17 protein-coding genes are annotated in these 18,465 nt (G+C 69.6%); 5 read left to right on the forward strand and 12 right to left on the reverse strand.

Annotated elements, in window-relative coordinates:
- Positions 1-67 precede the first annotated feature (67 nt).
- The 8 genes from BLR68_RS14615 to BLR68_RS14650 all read right to left on the reverse strand — a co-directional run bounded on the left by BLR68_RS14615 (position 68) and on the right by BLR68_RS14650 (position 8,623).
- Complete coding sequence (locus BLR68_RS14615; RefSeq protein WP_018185815.1) at positions 68-2,365, reverse strand: ATP-binding cassette domain-containing protein; 2,298 nt, start codon at positions 2,363-2,365, stop codon at positions 68-70.
- 3 nt (positions 2,366-2,368) lie between these two features.
- Positions 2,369-2,809 carry a cupin domain-containing protein gene (locus tag BLR68_RS14620; protein WP_018185816.1) on the reverse strand — a complete coding sequence of 147 codons (441 nt, stop codon included), beginning with the start codon at positions 2,807-2,809 and terminating at the stop codon, positions 2,369-2,371.
- A 45-nt stretch (positions 2,810-2,854) separates the two neighbouring features.
- A complete protein-coding gene (locus BLR68_RS14625) occupies positions 2,855-3,481 on the reverse strand; it encodes a hypothetical protein (protein WP_018185817.1) in 627 nt (208 codons plus the stop codon).
- 5 nt (positions 3,482-3,486) lie between these two features.
- Complete coding sequence (locus tag BLR68_RS14630) at positions 3,487-3,972, reverse strand: hypothetical protein (protein ID WP_018185818.1); 486 nt, start codon at positions 3,970-3,972, stop codon at positions 3,487-3,489.
- Positions 3,973-3,979: 7 nt separating this feature from the next.
- Positions 3,980-5,563 carry a hypothetical protein gene (locus tag BLR68_RS14635; protein WP_026302772.1) on the reverse strand — a complete coding sequence of 528 codons (1,584 nt, stop codon included), beginning with the start codon at positions 5,561-5,563 and terminating at the stop codon, positions 3,980-3,982.
- Positions 5,560-5,835 carry a hypothetical protein gene (locus tag BLR68_RS14640; protein WP_231370917.1) on the reverse strand — a complete coding sequence of 92 codons (276 nt, stop codon included), beginning with the start codon at positions 5,833-5,835 and terminating at the stop codon, positions 5,560-5,562. The genes BLR68_RS14635 and BLR68_RS14640 overlap by 4 nt, the downstream gene beginning before the upstream one ends.
- 80 nt (positions 5,836-5,915) lie before the next feature.
- Positions 5,916-6,479: a DNA-3-methyladenine glycosylase I gene (locus BLR68_RS14645; RefSeq protein ID WP_040570472.1), complete on the reverse strand. Its 564-nt coding sequence runs from the start codon at positions 6,477-6,479 to the stop codon at positions 5,916-5,918.
- 35 nt (positions 6,480-6,514) lie between these two features.
- Positions 6,515-8,623 carry an acyl-CoA dehydrogenase family protein gene (locus BLR68_RS14650; RefSeq protein WP_018185822.1) on the reverse strand — a complete coding sequence of 703 codons (2,109 nt, stop codon included), beginning with the start codon at positions 8,621-8,623 and terminating at the stop codon, positions 6,515-6,517.
- Positions 8,624-8,858: 235 nt separating this feature from the next.
- On the opposite strand from BLR68_RS14650, the gene BLR68_RS14655 reads away from it, so the two are divergent.
- A complete protein-coding gene (locus tag BLR68_RS14655) occupies positions 8,859-10,997 on the forward strand; it encodes an alpha-galactosidase (protein ID WP_018185823.1) in 2,139 nt (712 codons plus the stop codon).
- A 6-nt stretch (positions 10,998-11,003) separates the two neighbouring features.
- Here BLR68_RS14655 and BLR68_RS14660 read toward each other — a convergent pair whose 3' ends face one another.
- The gene (locus tag BLR68_RS14660) at positions 11,004-11,372 is read right to left on the reverse strand and encodes a MerR family transcriptional regulator (protein ID WP_018185824.1); all 369 of its coding nucleotides are present in this window, start codon (positions 11,370-11,372) and stop codon (positions 11,004-11,006) included.
- A 125-nt stretch (positions 11,373-11,497) separates the two neighbouring features.
- Between BLR68_RS14660 and BLR68_RS14665 the strand changes: the two genes are divergently transcribed.
- Complete coding sequence (locus tag BLR68_RS14665) at positions 11,498-13,006, forward strand: SulP family inorganic anion transporter (RefSeq protein ID WP_018185825.1); 1,509 nt, start codon at positions 11,498-11,500, stop codon at positions 13,004-13,006.
- 82 nt (positions 13,007-13,088) lie between these two features.
- Positions 13,089-14,159 (forward strand): Gfo/Idh/MocA family protein, encoded by a 1,071-nt coding sequence (locus tag BLR68_RS14670; RefSeq protein WP_018185826.1) that lies wholly within the window; start codon positions 13,089-13,091, stop codon positions 14,157-14,159.
- 6 nt (positions 14,160-14,165) lie between these two features.
- On the opposite strand, the gene BLR68_RS14675 is transcribed toward BLR68_RS14670, so the two are convergent.
- Positions 14,166-14,534 carry a VOC family protein gene (locus BLR68_RS14675; protein ID WP_018185827.1) on the reverse strand — a complete coding sequence of 123 codons (369 nt, stop codon included), beginning with the start codon at positions 14,532-14,534 and terminating at the stop codon, positions 14,166-14,168.
- 59 nt (positions 14,535-14,593) lie between these two features.
- On the opposite strand from BLR68_RS14675, the gene BLR68_RS14680 reads away from it, so the two are divergent.
- The gene (locus BLR68_RS14680; protein ID WP_018185828.1) at positions 14,594-15,037 is read left to right on the forward strand and encodes a MarR family winged helix-turn-helix transcriptional regulator; all 444 of its coding nucleotides are present in this window, start codon (positions 14,594-14,596) and stop codon (positions 15,035-15,037) included.
- Between the two features lie 21 nt (positions 15,038-15,058).
- On the opposite strand, the gene recQ is transcribed toward BLR68_RS14680, so the two are convergent.
- Together recQ and BLR68_RS14690 are read right to left on the reverse strand one after the other, a co-directional pair.
- Positions 15,059-17,119, reverse strand: coding sequence for a DNA helicase RecQ (recQ, locus tag BLR68_RS14685; protein ID WP_018185829.1), 2,061 nt, complete (start codon positions 17,117-17,119; stop codon positions 15,059-15,061).
- A gap of 216 nt (positions 17,120-17,335) precedes the next feature.
- Entirely contained in the window at positions 17,336-17,908 is a 573-nt protein-coding gene (locus tag BLR68_RS14690) for a GNAT family N-acetyltransferase (RefSeq protein ID WP_018185830.1), read from the reverse strand.
- A gap of 113 nt (positions 17,909-18,021) precedes the next feature.
- Here BLR68_RS14690 and BLR68_RS14695 point away from each other — a divergent pair.
- A partial coding sequence (locus BLR68_RS14695) for a DUF222 domain-containing protein (protein ID WP_256335407.1) occupies positions 18,022-18,465 on the forward strand: 444 nt, incomplete at its 3' end.

The following is an 18,465-nucleotide window of genomic DNA, read 5'->3' on the forward strand; positions in this document are numbered from 1 at the left end:
CGGGCGAGCGCGTGACGTGGGGAGTTCTCCCCATCTATGCTCGTGGGTTCGGCCGTGCCGAGGCGGTTCAGACCGCGCCGACGTACCGTGCGAGGTGCTCTCCCGTCAGCGTCGACCGCTCCTTCACCAGTGCCGCCGGCGTCCCTTCGAACACGACCCGTCCGCCGTCCCGTCCCGCGCCCGGACCGAGGTCGATGAGGTGGTCGGCGTGCGCCATGACCGCCTGATGGTGCTCGATGACGATGACGGAGTTGCCGGCATCCACCAATCGGTCGAGAAGCGACAGCAGGTTGTCGACGTCGGCGAGGTGCAGACCCGTGGTCGGCTCGTCGAGGACGTACACCGCCCCCTTCTTCGCCATGGCGATCGCGAGCTTCAGCCGCTGGCGCTCACCTCCGGACAGGGTGTTGAGCGCCTGACCGAGCGTGATGTAGCCGAGGCCGACGTCGATCATCCGGGCGAGCGTCGTCTTGGCCGACCCCGTCGTGAAGCCGTGGGCCTCCTCGGCCGACATCGCGAGGACCTCGGCGATGTTCTTGCCGTCGAGGGTGTACTCCAGGACGGCGTCGCTGAACCCGGACCCGTCGCACACCTCGCAGCGCGTCTCGACACTCTGGGTGTAGCCGAGGTTCGTGATGATCACGCCGAGCCCCTTGCACGCGGGGCAGGCGCCCTCGGAGTTCGCGCTGAACAGCGAGGCCTTCACGCCGTTGGCCTTGGCGAACGCGGTCCGGATCGCGTCGAGCACGCCGGTGTACGTCGCGGGGCTCGACCGGCGCGAACCCTTGATGGGCGATTGGTCGACGACGACGACGTCATCGAACCCGGGGACGTTCCCGTGGATGAGGGACGACTTGCCCGAGCCGGCGACACCCGTGACGACGGTCAGCACGCCGAGCGGGATGTCGACGTCGACGCCCGTGAGGTTGTGCTGGGTCGCACCGCGGATCGGCAGCGAGCCGGTCGCGGTGCGCGTGCTCGTCTTGAGCGCCGCGCGGTGGTCGAGGTGCCGGCCCGTGAGCGTGCCGGAGGCGCGGAGACCCGCGACATCCCCCTCGTACATGATCTGCCCGCCGCGCGAGCCCGCCTGCGGTCCCAGGTCGACGACGTGGTCGGCGATCGCGATGACCTCGGGCTTGTGCTCGACGACGAGCACGGTGTTGCCCTTGTCGCGCAGCAGCAGGAGCAGGTCGTTCATCCGCTGGATGTCGTGCGGGTGAAGGCCCGCGGTGGGCTCGTCGAAGACATAGGTCACGTCGGTCAGCGCGGAACCGAGATGACGGATCATCTTCGTGCGCTGCGCCTCGCCGCCCGACAGCGTCCCCGACGAGCGGTCGAGCGACAGGTAGCCGAGGCCGATGTCGATGAACGAGGCGATGACCCGTTTGAGCGACGACAGCAGCGGACCGATCGACGTCGGGTCGACGCTGTCGAGCCAGGCCGACAGATCGGTGATCTGCATCGCGGAGACCTCGGCGATGTGGACCCCACCGATCTTCGACGAGCGGGCGCCGGCGTTGAGACGGCTGCCGCCGCACTCCGGGCACGGCAGGAACTTGACCGCCCGATCGACGAACGCACGGATGTGCGGCTGCAGAGCCTCGCGATCCTTCTGCAGGAACGACTTCGTGATCTTCGGAACGAGACCCTCGTAGGTCATGTTCATGTTCTGGAGCTTCACCTTGGTGGGCTCCTTGTAGAGGAAGTCCGCGCGCTCCTGTGGCGAATACGTCGCGATCGGTTTGGCGGCATCCAGGAACCCGGACTCGGTGAAAATGCGCACCATCCAGCCGTCGACGTTGTAGCCGGGCACGGTGATCGCGCCTTCCGACAGGGACTTCGAGCGGTCGAAGAGTTCGTCGAGGTCGACGTCGCTCACCTCGCCGAGCCCCTCGCAGCGTGGGCACATGCCACCGGTGACGGTGTCGGATCCCGGCGCGGAGGGGATGTTGAACGAGAAAGCCTGCGGCGATCCGATGTGCGGCTCGCCGAGGCGGCTGAAGAGCAGGCGGAGCATGGCGTAGGCGTCGGTCACGGTGCCGACCGTCGACCGCGCGTTGGTCCCCATGCGCTCCTGGTCGACGATGATCGCGGGACTGATGTTCTCGAGTCCGTCGACGTCGGGGCGGCTTAGCTGCGCCATGAACTGCTGCACGAAGGTCGGGTACGTCTCGTTGATGAGGCGCTGGGACTCGACGGCGATCGTGCCGAACACGAGCGAGGACTTGCCCGAGCCGCTCACCCCGGTGAACACCGTCAGGCGTCGCTTGGGGATCTCGACGTCGACGTCCTTGAGGTTGTTCTCACGCGCCCCGACGACGCGGATGACGTCGTGCGCGTCGGCGACGTGACGATCGGATGCCACGACTCACGCCTCCGGCGCGGACCACGGCATCGGCCGCTCGGCCCGCGTCGAATCCGACGGCACCTCGGGGAGCTCCTCTCCGCCGGCGCGGATGCACAGCCAGCGGAGCTGACCGGGGCTCTCGGGGTGGGCGCGCCACGTGCGCCACACGCCCTGGCCGACCCGGACGACGGAGCCTGGACCGACCTCGACGAGGTCGTCGTCGAGGCCCATCTGACCCCGACCCTCGAGGAAGACGTAGAGCTCCTCGACCTCGGAGTGGGTGTGCCAGTAACCGGCCTCCTCCCCCGGTTCGAGGGCGTTGGCGGTCAACCCGATGTACTGCATCGCCAGCTCGTGATCGACGACGCGTCGACCGTCACGCGAGCGCGCCGGCGCGAAGCCGCCGAAGTGGTCGCGCCACTGGTCGAGCCCGCCGATCTCGGTGATCTCGTACCCCGTCATGTCTGCCTCCCGGTCGCCGTCTCCACATGATCCCGGGAGCAGACCTCACGGGGCAAGACTCGCCGCGGCGGACTCGAACCTCGCGGCCGCGGCGATCGAGTCGAAAAGGTTCAGCGTCGCGTCGTGCAGGTGGCCGAGCGGCGCCGCGAAGCTCGCGAGCACGACGCGCTTGGAGCCGGGGACGGCGAACCAGTAATCGACCTCGAGCCGCTGCACTGGCGCCTCGACGGGCGCGCCCTCGACCGTCTCGTCGACCCGCCGGTGGATCCGCAGCGCTCCCCCGTCGGGCGCCGGTACGCGAACGGCGGTGTCGATCCCCGCCACCTCCAGCGTCTGGAGGCCGCGATGAAGGGTGTCGAGCACGGCGGCCGACGCGGTGCCGATCGCGGGGGTCATGGACATCGCCGAGGGCGCGTGAACCGTGAGCGTCGCGGGCAACCGCACCCCGGGCGCGACCTCGAGGCAGAGGAAGACGCCCTGCGCCCCCGACGCCCGGGCCGACCCGACGACGGTCCGGAGCTGATCGCGCAGCCGCCGGCGGGCCGCGGCGGCATCGTCGGCGACGCCCGCGACGTCGCGGACCGCGGCATCCACCCGGTCGAAGGATGCTTCTTCGTCTCGCGGATCTATCGCGAGCCAGGTGCCCGGCAGGGGGAAGGCGAGCCGTGCCATCACGCTCACTCCGTGCCGGCGAGCGCCCGCAGTTCGTCGGGCGAGACGAGCAGCTGACGCTTGCCGGCATCGGTCACACCGAGGGTGGACGCGATCTCGGACGCGAGGCCGATGACGTCGCGGTTCGCCTCACCGCGGGCCGTGTAGTCGCCGCGCTGACCGTCGATGAACGTCAGCGCCACCGCATCCGCGTCGGCGACGGCATCATCGGCCGACAGCACGGGGGCGGCGGCGCGCACGGCGTCGACGACTCCGGCATCCGAAGGGTCGTCGAGGAACAGCATCACCTGCACGTGGGTCACCCACGGTGCGTTCGGATGCGTCGTCCACACGAACGCGCCGTTGACTCCCCCGACCGACGCGAGCTCGCTTTCGAGTCCCGCGGTGTCGGGGTCCGCGGATGCGGCGCATCCGGAGAGGCCGAGCGCTCCGGCGCAGAGCGTGATCGCCGCGACGGCGAACACGGTCAGGGGGCGGCGCTGACGGGGCATGCGAACCTCACGATCCTCGGGTGTACTCGGCGACGTAGACCTCTTCGCTGCCCGAGTCTCCCGCACCCGCGAAGAAGATGTCGTCCCCGGGCCGAGGTTCGGGCAGATACCGCTCGGCGGCATCGCCGTACATCGTGGCATCGTGCATCGGCCAGCTGAGGGGCCGGTACGTCTGCCAGTCCTGGTCCAGCCGGACGTAGTCCTCGATGCCGAGCCCGAAGAACTCGAGCGTGTGCACCGGATCGATGCCGTTGTTGAACTGCGTCACACGGACGTCGGGAGGCATGTCGCTGTAGTGCTTGTCGATCGCCGAGCCTGCCGTCACGACGGACTCGACACGGTCCGACACCCGCGGATCCGTCGCCATCTCGCCCGCCATCATCCCGCCGAGCGACCACCCGGTGAACATGATCGGGGCGTCGCTCTGGAAGACACCGGCATCCGTCATCGCCTGCCAGGCGGCCTGCTCGTACTGCGTCTGCAGCTCGGGGAACATCGACAGCATCACGTCGGTGCGGAGGTCGTTGAGCGCCCCGTCGGTGTTGGAGGGCGACCACTGCTGTGTGCTCGGCAGCTGGACACGCCAGGCAACGGTCTCGCCGGACCCGTCCCGCACCGCCACGACCCGGATCTCGGTGTACTCCTCGCCGCCGGCACCGTCCTGCGCGGCCAGTTCGCCGAACAGGTCGCGGTAGTCGCGGGGTTCGAGGTCGTCGGACACCTCGAAGCGGTCCGTGCGCTGCACGACCGGTGGCGCCATGAGCTCGCGGATCGCCATCGATATGAGGGATGCCGAGACGAGAGCGATGAGCAGGAGCAGGCCCGCGCCGCCCAGCGTCAGGTAGACGAAGCCGAGCACCAGCACACCGACGAGGATCATCACCGCGACGACCGCGGCCGAGACGAGGGCGCTGACCAGCTCCGCCAGCTCGAAGACGATCGCCGCGAGCACCCCTTCGGCCCAGTCCCGGACGATGGCGAACACCTCGCCGACGCCATCCCAGAACTGGTTCCAGTTGTCGCCGAAGGAGTCGGCGCCCTCCTCGATCGCCGTGGCTATCTGTTCGCCGGCGCGGTCGGCGGCGTCCCACAGCCGCCGCCGCGCCGAGTTGAGGGCCTGTCGTGCATCCTCGGCGCCCCCCATCGCGGTGCTGAGAGCCGACCGTGCCTCCCCCAGGCGGTCCTCGATGGTGCTCGTCGACTCGCCCTTCGCGATGGCGAGCGTGAGCGCGTTCTCGAGGTCGTGGACCTCCGCCTCCTGCAGCGGGATCTGACTGAGGTGCGCGTCACCCTCTTCGATGGCCGCGCGCGCCTCGCGCTGGATGTCCCCCAACTCCACCGCGTAGGTCACGAGCGCAGTCGACGTCCCCTGATATCGATCCTGCGCGCGTTGCAGTCCGGCGGCAGCCTCGCTCGAGGCGGTGCCCGCGGCATCCGTCGACAGGCTGTGCTGCTGCTGCACGAGGTTCCGGAGCACGAGGGCCGCCGAAGCGATCGCCTCGGCCGTCCGGCCCAGGTCCCGAGCCCGACCCTCGAGGTCGTCGGGACGGCCGTCGAAGAGATCCTCGAACTCCACCGACAACGCGCTCACGGCTGGCGTCCCCCCTCTGCGTCGAGCTCCGTGAAGGAGTCGACGATCGCCGTGAGCAGATCGCGGACGGTGACGAGCTGGTCTTCGAGCTTTCCGCGGTTGTAGTCCCAGTTCGCCGCGAAGTCTCGGACCTTGCCCGCCAGCCGTGCCTCGCCGGTGAGGTCGGCGAGGTCCCCGCTCACCGCATCCGCCGACGAGAAGGTGTCGTATGCGGCGATCGCGCGGTCCCTGGCTGCGGCCAACTCCGCCAGGTCCAACTGCACGTCGCTCATCGTCACCCCCGATCGGCATCGACGCTACCGATTCGGCGCGGAGTCGCCCATGGGGACTCCTCCCCACTTCTGCAGCGTCGTCAGTCTGCGGCGCGGTGGCATCCGGCGACGTGGTCGTCGACCATGCCCGAGGACTGCATGAGCGCGTACATCGTCGTGGAGCCGACGAATCGGAACCCCCTCTTGCGGAGGGCCTGGGACATCGCGTCGGACTCGGTCGTCGTTGCGGGGACCTCGGCGAACGAGGACGGCCGGCGATGGGATGCCGGGGCGAACGACCACATGAACGCGTCGAGCTCGCCGGGGGCCATCTCGGTGACGAGCCGTGCGTTGCCGATGGTGGCGAGGATCTTCGCCCGATTGCGGATGATGCCCGCGTCGCCCATGAGCCGCTCGACGTCGGACTCGTCGAAGGCGGCCACGGTCGCGGGCTCGAAGCCGGCGAACACCTCGCGGAAGCGCGGACGCTTGCGGAGGATCGTGATCCACGAGAGCCCCGCCTGGAACCCTTCGAGGCTCATCTTCTCGAAGAGGGCCCGATCGCCGTGCAGCGGGCGGCCCCACTCCTCGTCGTGATACCGCCGATACTCGGCGTCGTCCCCGACCCAGCCGCAACGAAGGAGGCCGTCGGGCCCGAGTCGCATGTCCACGCGCTCAGGCTACCGACGGCCTCCGACGCTCACTTCTTCTTCTTGAGCGACTTCTCCGCGATCGGCGCCTCGCCGCGCGCCGCGAGGTCCGCGTAGTGCGCGCGGGCCTCGTCCTGACGCTGACGCTCGACGCCCGACGCGATGGGCGCCCGCACGTGCTCGGGGGCGAAGCCGAACGCATCGACGAGGTCCTGCGCGTGGGGCCGGAGCCGCGCGCACAGCCGGTCGATGTACTTCGACACCGCCGCACCGCGCTGGGTCGACAGGCGCCCGTTGATGAGGTGCCACGCGAGGTGCTTCTCGATGAGGTGCAGACCGAAGAGGTCGCGCAGCCAGGTGAGGACCTGACGCGTGCTCTCGTTCTCGGTGCCCTTCACGGCATCCGAGAAGGCCTCCCACTGCAGCAGCTCGCCGTGCGCCCGCGCCGCTTCGATGAGCTCGGCCTGGTGCTGGTTGAACAGCGCGGCAGCTTTGTCGGAGGGCAGTTTGGATGCCGGGCGCAGCGCACCCGCGATGTCGGCGACCATCTGCTCGACGCGTCCGGCGAGCAGCTCGTGCTGCTGTTCCGCGCGCAGACCGAGCTCGACCGAGCGGGCGGTCGACCCGAAGTCGGCGACAGTCTGACCGAGCCTCCGCAGGCCCGCACCGTGGAAGATGTTGCCCGCCGTCTGGCCGACCGCGAATTTGGCGAGGGTGGCGGCATCCGCCCCCTTGAACTGCTTCGCGAAGTCGGCGAGCAGACGCTTGCCGACGAGCTGCAGGAGGACGTTGTTGTCGCCCTCGAAGGTCACGTAGACGTCGAGGTCCGAGCGGAGTCCGACGAGGCGGTTCTCGGCCATGAACCCCGATCCGCCGCAGGCCTCGCGGGCCTCCTGGATCGTGTTCAGCGCGTTCCAGGTGCTGAGGGGCTTGAGAGCTGCGGCGAGCGTCTCGAGGTTCTCCCGTTCGGCCGGGGTGTCGACTCTGCCGCTGAAGACGCCGTCGAAGGTGCGGAGCAGCTCGTCGTGCGCGAAGTACTGCGCGTAGTTCTGGGCGAGCAGGGGCAGGAGGCGCCGCTGGTGCTTGCCGTAGTCGAGCAGCACGACCTCGTCGGTGCCCGCGCCCGAGTCGAACTGGCGGCGCTGGTTGGCGTACGTCAGCGCGATGTGCAGGGCGAGCGAGGACGCGATCGTGGCCGAGCCGTCGAGCGAGACACGGCCCTGCACGAGGGCGCCGAGCATCGTGAAGAAGCGGCGTCCGGTGCTCTCGATCGGGCTCGAGTAGGTGCCATCGGGAGCGACGTCGCCGTAGCGGTTGAGCAGGTTCGTCCGGGGAACACGCACGTGATCGAAGGCGAGGCGGCCGTTGTCGATGCCGTTCAGCCCGCCCTTGACGCCGTCGTCCTCGCTCTGCACGCCGGGGAGCAGCTCGCCGTCGGTCGTGCGGATGGGGACGAAGAAGCAGTGCACGCCGTGGTTCACGCCCTTCGTGATGAGCTGCGCGAACACGGTCGCGGCCTGGCCGTAGACGGCGGCGTTGCCGAGGTAGTCCTTCCACGCCGCGCGGAACGGCGTGTGGATGACGAACTCTTCGGTCTCGGGGTCGTACGTGGCCGTCGTGCCGATCGCCGCGACATCCGACCCGTGGCCGATCTCGGTCATGGCGAAGGCGCCGGGGAGCTTGGCGTCGCGGATGTCGGGGATCCACCTGTCGTGGTGCTCCTTGGTGCCCAGCTGCAGGACGGCCGAGCCGAATAGGCCCCACTGCACGCCCGCCTTGATCTGCATGCTCGGGTCGGCGACGACGAGCTCCTCGAAGCCGGCGAGGTTGGCACCGTTGTCCTCGTCGCCGCCGTACTCCTTCGGGAGTGCGCGCGTGGAGCCGCTGTTCTTCGCCAGCAACCTGACCTGACCCATGACGCGCTCGCGATGCTCGGCGACGCTCTGGCCGTCGGCACGCCAGTAGGCGGGGTCCTTGAGGAGCTCGCGGACGGTTAGGCGGGTCTCGCCCCAGGTGCCACGGAGCATCGCGCCCACGGCGTCGATGTCGATGCGGGGCTCGTGCGCCTCGTCGGCGCTGTGCGGCGCGGTCGGAGCGCCTCCGGCGGGGGTGCGCTTGTCGGCGGCGGGAGTGGAGGAGCGGACGACGGTGTCGGTCATCACTGGCCTTTCTGAGGACGCCCGGTCGGGGCGACGGGACAGGGAAGTTCGACATTCACGGTAGGAGTCCTCCAACTGCTCACCAACTGCATTGTGGAGGGGAGACAAGCGTGGCCTCCGACGTGGTCCGTGCGACTTGTGCGGCGCCTACACCCGGGGTGTTCCGGGGCGTTCAGACGGGCGGAAGACGCGCAGTGTGTGCACGTTCACGGACGGCGACTGCCAGACTTGAGGAATGCCCGTTCTCCCCTCTGACGAGACCGTCATCCACCTCCGCTCCGGCGGCACCAGCGTCGTCGTCGACCTGCAGCCCGACGCCGCCCCGGCCATCGCCCACTGGGGCGCGGATCTCGGCGATGCTCCGCACGAGACGCTCGTCTCGCTCGCGACCGCCTCGCGTCTGCAGCGGGTCTCGGGCGGGCTCGACCGCACGGTGCGCCTCGGCGTGGTCGGAACCGCGGCATCCGGCTGGGCGGGAACGCCGACCCTGGAGGGTCACCGCGACGGCGAGGACGTCGGCGCCCTCTTCGCGCTGACCGACCTGCGGGCGACCGAGGACACCCTCGAGCTGCACTTCACGGACAGCGAGATGCAGCTGTCGGCCCGGTACGAGCTGCGGGTCACGGCATCCGGTCTCGTGCGGGCCCGGACGACGGTCCGCAACGACGGTGCGGGTGTCTACACGGTGCAGGCCCTGCACACGACGCTGCCGCTGCCGTGGGACGCGACCGAGATCCTCGACACGACGGGGCGCCACCTGCGGGAGCGCTCGGCGCAACGCCATGAGCTCACGTTCGGCACGCACGTCCGGGAGTCGCGTCGCGGCCGTCCGGGGGCGGACTTCACCCTGCTGTTGGCCGCCGGGACGCCCGGGTTCGGGTTCGAGCGCGGCACCGTGCACGGCGCGCACCTCGCCTGGAGCGGCAACTCCCGGATCTTCGCGGAGCGGATGCCGACGGGCGAGTCCTTCCTCGGGGCGGGCGAGCTCTACCTGCCCGGCGAGATCCGTCTCGCGCAGGGCGAGGAGATCTCCTCGCCCGAACTGCTCGGCTCCTGGGGAGACGGGCTGGATGAGCTCGCGGTGCGATTCCACGAGGAGTGGCGAGCACGCCCTCAGCACCCGAGCCGCCCCCGGCCGATCACCCTCAACACGTGGGAGGCGGTCTACTTCGACCACCGCCTGCCCAAGCTCATCGCCCTCGCCGATGCGGCGGCCGAGATCGGCGTGGAGCGCTACGTCCTCGACGACGGCTGGTTCCGTCACCGCCGCGACGACACCGCGGGCCTCGGCGACTGGTACGTCGACGACACCGTCTGGCCCGACGGCCTGCATCCCATCGCCGACCACGTCGTCGCGAAGGGGATGGAGTTCGGCCTCTGGTTCGAGCCCGAGATGGTCAACCCCGACAGCGACCTCGCCCGTTCGCACCCCGACTGGATCCTTCGCGGGCGCACCGACCTACCGCCGTCCGCGCGCCAGCAGCAGGTGCTGAATCTCGCGCACCCCGAGGCGTACGCGTACATCCGCCAGGTCATCTCCGACATCCTCGCCGCGTACCCGATCTCGTACGTCAAGTGGGACCACAACCGCGACCTCGTCGACGCCGCCGCCGGCCCCGGCGGTGCGGCCCGCGTCCATGCGCAGACCCTCGCCGTCTACCGCCTGATCGACGAACTCAAGGCCGCCCACCCCGGCCTCGAGATCGAGAGCTGCGCCTCGGGCGGCGCACGCGTCGACCTCGGCATCCTCGACCGCACCGACCGCATCTGGACGAGCGACTGCCTCGACCCCGTCGAGCGCCTCGAGAACCAGCGCTACACCGCGCTCGTCGTCCCGCCCGAGATGATGGGCATGCACCTCACCACCCCGCACGTGCACTCCACCGGCCGCACCGTATCGCTCAGCCTCAGCGGCGCTGTGGCTCTGCTCGGCCACTTCGGCATCGAATGGGACGTCACGACCCTGTCCGAGACGGATGCCGCGACCGTCGGCGCGTGGGTCGCCCTGGCCAAGCGGGTGCGCCCCCTCGTCGCCACGGGCCGCCTGGTGAACGCGGACGTCGCCGACCCCGGACTCGACGTCCGCGGGGTCGTCGCGGAGGACGCGGCATCCGCCTTCTTCACGATTACGCAGACGCAGACGCTCATCTCGTCGCCGGCGGGCCGCGTGCGACTGCCGGGACTCGACGCGGATCGCGTCTACCGGGTGCAGCTCGTCACCCCCGGCGGGATCGTCGAGACCCCCGCGCAGTCGCCGCTCGAGTGGGCGCACGGCGACACCGTGCTGACCGGCCGTCAGCTCGCCGTCGTCGGCCTGCGTCCGCCCGTGCAGAATCCTCAGCAGTCGGTCGTCGTCGAGGTCACCGCGGTCTGAGACCCGTCAGATCCGTTCGAGCTGGTCGAGGAACTCGTCGGCCATCTCGACCTGACGGCGCAGTTTCTCGCGCCGGGATGCGGCCTCGGCGCGGACGCCGTCGAGACGGGCACGGATCTGCGGGTCGTCGGCATCGCCCGCCATCGCGTCGACGACCTCGAGGAGTTCCCGCATCTCGTCGAGGGTGAAGCCGAGCGGCTTCATGCGACGGATGAGCAGGATGCGGGCGACGTCGCCCTCCGTGTAGAGACGGAAGCCGCCGTCCGTCCGCGCGGACGGAGTGACCAGGCCGATCTCGTCGTAGTGGCGGAGGGTGCGGAACGAGAGCTCGGTCCGCTCGGCGACCTCGCCGATGCGCATCGTGTCGTCGGTCATCCGGTTCCCTCCGAGTGGACAGCAAACCTCACGTTACGTTAGGTTTGGTCGTGCGCGATCTTCGCGCCCCCCATTCTTCCGCGCCGCCCTCGGGCCTGCGCACACCCCTCCCCGACGGAGTCATCATGACCACCACCGCTCCCGCGCGCCCCCGCATCGAACCGACGGTGCTGCAGGCCCTCCGCAGTCCGCGCCTGCTGACCCGCGAAGTCCTCGCCGGACTCGTCGTCGCGCTCGCGCTCATCCCCGAGGCGATCGCGTTCTCGATCATCGCGGGCGTCGATCCCCGGGTCGGGCTCTTCTCGTCGTTCATCATGGCCGTCGCGATCGCGTTCCTCGGCGGTCGCCCCGCGATGATCACCGCGGCGACCGGCGCCGTCGCGCTCGTCATCGCGCCCGTCGTCCGCGAGTACGGGATGGACTACTTCATCGCGACCGTCCTCCTCGGCGGCGTCATCCAGATCGTCCTCGGGCTCGTGGGCGTCGCGAAGCTCATGCGCTTCATCCCCCGCAGCGTCATGGTCGGCTTCGTCAACGCGCTCGCGATCCTGATCTTCCTCGCCCAGCTGCCGCAGCTGTTCGGCGACGGCATCCCCTGGCTCGTCTGGCCGCTGCTCGCCGTCGGCCTGGCCATCCTCTACGCGATGCCGCGGCTCACCAAAGCCGTGCCCGCTCCCCTGGTCGCGATCGTGCTGCTGACCGCGGCCGTCGTCGTCTTCGCGTGGAACGTCCCGACCGTCGGCGACCAGGGCGAGCTCCCCGAGAGCCTGCCGTCCCTGTTCATCCCGAACGTGCCGCTCACGCTCGGGACGCTGCAGATCATCGGCCCGTTCGCGCTCGCGATGGCCGTCGTCGGACTGCTCGAGTCGCTCATGACCGCCAAGCTCGTCGACGACATCACCGACACGCACTCCTCGAAGACCCGCGAATCGCTGGGTCAGGGCGCCGCGAACATCCTGTCGGGCGCCTTCGGCGGCATGGGCGGCTGCGCGATGATCGGTCAGACGATGATCAACGTGAAGGCCTCAGGGGCTCGCACGCGCATCTCGACGTTCCTCGCCGGCCTGTTCCTGCTCATCCTCGTGCTCACGCTCGGCGACGTCGTGGCGATCATCCCGATGGCCGCCCTCGTCGCGGTCATGATCATGGTCTGCATCGGCACGTTCGACTGGCACAGCATCCGCCCCGCGACGCTCCGCCGGATGCCCAAGAGCGAGACCGCCGTCATGCTCATCACGGTCGTCGCGACCGTCTGGACCCACAACCTCGCGATCGGCGTCGTCCTCGGCGTGATCGCAGCGATGATCATGTTCGCCCGTCGGGTCGCGCACTTCGTGACCGTCACGCGAACGGTGGATGCCGAGGCATCCACCGCCCACTACGCGGTCGACGGGGAGCTGTTCTTCGCCTCGAGCAACGACCTGACGACGCAGTTCTCGTACCCGGACGACCCGGCGAACGTCGTGATCGACATGTCGCGCTCGCACGTGTGGGACGCCTCGACCGTCGCCGCACTCGACGCGATCGTGAACAAGTACGAGCGGATGGGGATGACGGTGACGATCGTCGGGTTGAACGACACGGCATCCGCCTTCCACGGCCGGCTGACCCGCAAGCTCGGCGCCGGCGAGTGAGGCACCGGGGTTGACCCCTGTGCGGCATACCTGAAGGATGCCGGGGGCGCCCCGCTTCGGAGCGTCACGACGAAGGGATCCCATGGCAGCGCCGACACGATTCGCGATCATCGGCACGGGGTGGCGCTCGGAGTTCTTCCTGCGCATCGCCGCGGCGGCGCCCGAACGGCTGCAGGCGGTGGGCGTGCTCGCCCGCTCCGACGCGTCGGCGGCACGGGTAGCCGGCTGGAACGTGCCGATCCACCGCTCGCTCGACGACCTGCTCGCCGCCCGACCGGACTTCGTGATCGCGTCCGTGAGCTGGCCGGCGATGCCGGGGGTCGTCACCGAACTCGTGGAGCGTGGAGTGCGCGTGCTCGCCGAGACGCCGCCGGCGCCCGATGCCGACGGCCTGCGGAAGCTGTGGCACGACGTCGGCGCGAGCCGGCTCGTGCAGGTCGCCGAGCAGTACATGCTCATGCCGGGGCACGCCGCCCGCCTCGAGGTGGTGCGGTCGGGCGCACTCGGCACCGTCGGCGGGGTGCAGGTCTCTTCGACGCACCTGTACCACGCGACCTCGATGATCCGGACGTTCCTGGATGCCGGCATGGCCGAGGCGACGGTGTCGGCCCGGACGTTCACCGCACCACTCGTCGATCCACTGACGCCGGCCGGATGGTCGGACGACGTCTCGCCGAAGGATCGGACGACGACGATTGCGACACTCGACTTCGGCGATGGTCGGATGGGCCTGTACGACTTCGTCGACAACCAGTGGTGGAACCCGATCCTGTCGCGGCGCATCGTCCTCCGCGGCTCGCACGGCGAACTCACCGACGACACCGTGCGCCGGTTCGAGGGCACCGAGGTGATCACCTCGCCGATCACCTACCGCCGGACGGGTGTCGACCTGAACCTCGAAGGCAACGACGTCGTGTCCGCCGCCTTCGAGGGGCGGATCGTCTACCGCAACCCGTGGGTCGGAACACGCCTGTCGGAGGACGACATCGCGGTCGCGTCGTTGCTCGAGCTCACCGGGCAATGGGCCTGCGGCGACGGCGCGGAGCCCTATCCGCTGGCCGACGCCTGCCAGGATCACCTGCTGGGGCTCGCGATCGGCGAGTCGGCGCGGACGGGCGCCGATGTGCGGGTCGCCCCTGACGTGTGGAGCTGATGGGGTTCAGGCCTTGTCGTGCAGGGTGATCCGGTAGCCGTCCGGGTCGGCGAACGTGAACGTCCGGCCGAACGGACCATCGATGGGCGCTGCGACGATCTCGTGGCCGTCTGCGGCGAGCGCGTCGTGGACGTCCTGAACGTCGGTCGCGCGCAGCCAGATCGCGGCTCCCATTCCGGGGTGGGCCGCCGAGGCGAGGTCGGTGCCGGGCACGATGTCGCGGAGCGCGAAGGCGATCGGCGCGGTGTCGAACACGACGGCGTGAGGAGGTCCGGCGGGCGAGCGGACGAGGCCGAGATAGTGCTCGTAGAACCGCTGCGAGGCGTCGAGGTCGCTGACCTGCAGGGAGATGAAGTCGGGTCCGATGGCGGGCATGAGGCATCCTTTCGTGTGTCAGTTATCTGACATGGATGAGTATATGTCAGAATACTGACATGGTCCAGTCCGACGAGATCGATCTGCCGACGTCGCTCGGCTATCTCCTGAAGGAAGCGGCCACCGCCCTGCGGGTCGCTATGGAGGACGCCCTCCGCCCGCTCGAGCTGACCGTGACCGCGTACTCGTGCCTCGAGATCCTCGCGCAGCGTCCCGGGTCGTCGAACTCGGATCTCGCTCGGGGTGCTTTCGTGACACGGCAGAGTATGAACGTCCTCCTGCAGACGCTGGAGCGGGAGGGTCTCGTGACGAGGCCGGCGACGGCCGTGGAGGGTCGTGTGCTGCCGGTCACTCTGACCGACGCCGGGCTGCGGCGTCGGGAGCAGGCGAGCGCCGTGGTCAAGGGCGTGGAGGATCGGATGCTGGCGGAGTTGTCGGCGCCGGAACGGGCTCAGGCGTTCGACGTGCTCACCCGCATGACGCGGGCGCTTCGGGAGGGCTGATCCGGCTCGGCTCAGACTCGCTCAGGCTTTGGCGATGACGGCGACGACGGCCTCGCCGTACGCCTCGCGCTTTTTCGCACCGATGCCGGTGATGCCGTCGAGGTCGGCGACCGACGTCGGACGGTGCTCGGCGAGGGCGCGCAGGGTCGCATCGCCGAAGACGATGTACGCGGGAACGCCCTGCTCTTTCGCCTGCTCGGCACGCCACGCGCGGAGCGCCTCGAAGAGGTCGCGGTCACCCTCGGGCAGCGCGTCGGCGGCCGACTGCTTCTTCGCGCGAGTCGATCCGCCGCCGGTGCGGCCGAGGACGTCGCGGCGCAGCGGCACCGGCTCCGCGCCGCGGAGCACCGCCGCGCCGGCCTCGCCGACCGTCAGGACACCGTACTCACCCTGTGCGACCAGGATGCCGCGGGCCAGGAGCTGCCTCACGACCGAGCGCCAGTCCTGTTCGGACAGGTCGTTCCCGATCCCATAGGTCGAGAGCTTGTCGTGCCCCTGCTGGCGGATGCGCTCGGTCGAGGCGCCGCGGACGATGTCGATGAGGTGCCCGGCGCCGAACGCCTGATTCCGCTCCCGCTGAAGTCGCACGATCGTCGAGAGGAGCTTCTGAGCGGCGATGAGGCCGTCCCAGGTGTCGGGTTTGGTGAGGCAGGTGTCGCAGTTGCCACAGGCATCCGACGGCTGTCCGAAGTAGTTCAGGAGGTTCTGGCGTCGGCACAAGACCGTCTCGCAGAGGCCGAGCATCGCGTCGAGGTGCTGCCCCATGCGCATCTTGTAGGTGCGGTCACCGGGCGACTGGTCGATGAGGCGGCGCTGCTGCACGACGTCGCCGAGGCCGTAGGCCATCCAGGCGACCGCGGGCTCGCCGTCGCGGCCGGCGCGACCGGTCTCCTGGTAGTAGCCCTCGACGGACTTGGGCAGGTCGATGTGGGCGACGAACCGGACGTCGGGCTTGTCGATACCCATGCCGAACGCGATCGTGGCGACCATGACGACGCCGTCTTCGCGGAGGAAGCGCGACTGATGCCGGGCGCGGATCGAGGCATCCAACCCGGCGTGATAGGCCAGGGCGTCGAGACCCTGCGTCCGCAGATACTCCGCCGTCTGCTCGACGGACTTGCGGCTCAGCGCGTACACGATGCCGGCGGAGCCTTCGGGCTGCGAGCGGACGAACTGCACGAGCTGGCGACGCATGTCGACCTTGGGCTCGATGCGGTACTGGATGTTCGGCCGGTCGAAGCTCGCGACGAAGTGGCGCGCATCGGGCAGGTGCAGACGCTCGGTGAGCTCGGTGTGCGTGGCGCGCGTCGCGGTCGCGGTGAGCGCCATGCGCGGAACGCCGGGGAACCGTTCGGCGAGGTCGCCGAGCGCGAGGTAGTCGGGGCGGAAGTCGTGACCCCACTGCGACACGCAGTGCGCCTCGTCGATCGCGATGACGCTGAGCTGGGCGCGCTGCAGGAGCGCGGTCGTCGCGGGGACGGACAGCCGCTCGGGGGCGACGTAGATGAGGTCGAGTTCACCGTCGAGGAGCGCCTGCTCGACACCGGCGCGCTCGGCCGGGGTCTGCGTGGAGTTCAGGAAGGCGGCGCGGACGCCGTTGGCGATGAGCGCGTCGACCTGGTCGTGCATGAGCGCGATGAGAGGGCTGACGACGAGGCCCGTGCCGGGACGGACGAGCGCAGGCACCTGGTACGTGATCGACTTGCCGCCACCGGTGGGCATGAGGACGACCGCGTCGCCGCCCGCGATGACGTGCGAGACGATGTCACCCTGATCGCCGCGGAACGCCGTGTAGCCGAAGACCTCGGTGAGCACCTTGACCGGGTCGTCGCCGACGTGGTCGCGCCGTTCGAGACGGAGGACGGATGCCGGCGGTGCGGAGGTGCGCTGCGGCGGGGCCGCGGGGCGGGTGGGCTGGGTGCGGGTGGGTTCGGCGCGCGTGGCGCGGGCGACGGACGCGGCGTAGTCGTCGTACCGCGGGTCGGGCGGCGGCGGCGAGTCGAAGTCGTCCGGCGGCGGAACGTCGTCGGGATCCCACACGAGATCGGCGTAGGGGTCGTTCTGCCATCCGCCGTCATTCACCCGGTCAACCCTAGCCGCGGCATCCGACACGGTCTGCGGATGTGGAGAGCCCCGGCGCTCTTGCGAGGATGGGGAGGAGGGGCGAACGTTTCGCGAGACTGCACCCGAGCGACGAGGATGCGGCGCGTGGGCGCAGTCTCGTCGCATACGTGCAGTCTCGCCGCCAAGGGACGAGACGCGGGCGGGGCCCGGATCCGGGGCGAGGCGCAGCGGCGATCAGCGGGGCGTGAGCTCGCGGACGTACCGACGGCAGACGTGGACGCGCGAGTAGCGGGCACGGAGGTCGGCTTCATCCTCGATGCGACCGTGCACGAAGGCCGTCACCGGGCTGCTCAGGCCGTCGGGCGTTCGGAACCCTGACGGATCGTCGCCGTCGCCGAGGTAGACGTGGAGGTATCGGGTGGTCTCGGAGAATCCATTCCGGCGGTACCAGGCGTTCGCCGCGACGTCCTCTCGAGTCCAGGCATCCAGGGTTCGGACCCCTCTGGCTTCAAGCCCGCGAATCCCCTGGTCAAGGAGCTGCGTGGCGACGCCGTCATGCTGCCAGCCGGGGAGCACTGCGACGGTGTCGATCGTGGCCTCGACGTCGTCGACCACGATGTCGAGGATGCCGACGATCTCGCCGTCACCTGCCGCGGCGACGAGCCCGATCGCACCGTTGGAGAGTTCTGGTCGCGTCTGCTTCACGTCGTCGTAGTACGCGGTGCGCAGGAAGCTCACAGCTCGGCAGACGACCCAGCCTTCGGCATCCGACTCGCGATACGGCCGGACGGATACGAGTTTCGTCATGTCAGAATCCCCTCTTGTCCAGCTGTAACCTGCGGCGCACGACGTCACGGTAACGGATGCCGGGGGCGCCACGCGCCAGAACCTATGTCGGAACCCCCTTCTAGTCTGGGACTATGTCCAGTCCTTCCCCGTATGTCGATGAGGTCCCCGAGGGGATTCCGACGACCCTGGACTGGGTTGTGTTGAGCGCGGACATGGCGACCATCCATGCGGCGCAGCGGTATGCGTGCATCGTCGAGTTGTGGGATGACGCGATCCGCGCGGCGACCCGGGATGAGGGTGCGTCGGTGCTGGTGGAACGGTCGGTGCGCCTCGAAGTCGCGTCGGCGTTGCGGATCAGTGAGCACGCCGCGGGACGTCTCATGGGGGTCGGGCGGGCGTTGGTGAAGCGGTACCCGGCGGTGTGGGAGTCGATGAGCCACGCGGATATCACCGACACCCACGCGACGATCATCGTCGACGGGCTCGATGAAGTCGACGTCGTGCGCGACGAGCTGGTGTCCGAAGTGCTCGCACTCGCGGAGGAGATGCCGACCGGGCCGTTCCGCCGCGCCGTG

Origin of the sequence: Microbacterium sp. 77mftsu3.1 (assembly GCF_900100525.1) — a bacterium.
Lineage (GTDB): Bacteria > Actinomycetota > Actinomycetes > Actinomycetales > Microbacteriaceae > Microbacterium > Microbacterium aquilitoris.

Coding starts and splice junctions, on each gene's coding strand:
- BLR68_RS14690 (WP_018185830.1), bottom strand. CDS start 17,908: ATGACGAAACTCGTATCCGTCCGGCCGTATCGCGAGTCGGATGCCGAA.
- BLR68_RS14675 (WP_018185827.1), bottom strand. CDS start 14,534: ATGCCCGCCATCGGACCCGACTTCATCTCCCTGCAGGTCAGCGACCTC.
- BLR68_RS14660 (WP_018185824.1), bottom strand. CDS start 11,372: ATGACCGACGACACGATGCGCATCGGCGAGGTCGCCGAGCGGACCGAG.
- BLR68_RS14680 (WP_018185828.1), top strand. CDS start 14,594: ATGGTCCAGTCCGACGAGATCGATCTGCCGACGTCGCTCGGCTATCTC.
- BLR68_RS14630 (WP_018185818.1), bottom strand. CDS start 3,972: ATGCCCCGTCAGCGCCGCCCCCTGACCGTGTTCGCCGTCGCGGCGATC.
- BLR68_RS14620 (WP_018185816.1), bottom strand. CDS start 2,809: ATGACGGGGTACGAGATCACCGAGATCGGCGGGCTCGACCAGTGGCGC.
- BLR68_RS14665 (WP_018185825.1), top strand. CDS start 11,498: ATGACCACCACCGCTCCCGCGCGCCCCCGCATCGAACCGACGGTGCTG.
- BLR68_RS14645 (WP_040570472.1), bottom strand. CDS start 6,479: ATGCGACTCGGGCCCGACGGCCTCCTTCGTTGCGGCTGGGTCGGGGAC.
- BLR68_RS14655 (WP_018185823.1), top strand. CDS start 8,859: ATGCCCGTTCTCCCCTCTGACGAGACCGTCATCCACCTCCGCTCCGGC.
- BLR68_RS14625 (WP_018185817.1), bottom strand. CDS start 3,481: ATGGCACGGCTCGCCTTCCCCCTGCCGGGCACCTGGCTCGCGATAGAT.
- BLR68_RS14650 (WP_018185822.1), bottom strand. CDS start 8,623: ATGACCGACACCGTCGTCCGCTCCTCCACTCCCGCCGCCGACAAGCGC.
- BLR68_RS14670 (WP_018185826.1), top strand. CDS start 13,089: ATGGCAGCGCCGACACGATTCGCGATCATCGGCACGGGGTGGCGCTCG.
- BLR68_RS14640 (WP_231370917.1), bottom strand. CDS start 5,835: ATGAGCGACGTGCAGTTGGACCTGGCGGAGTTGGCCGCAGCCAGGGAC.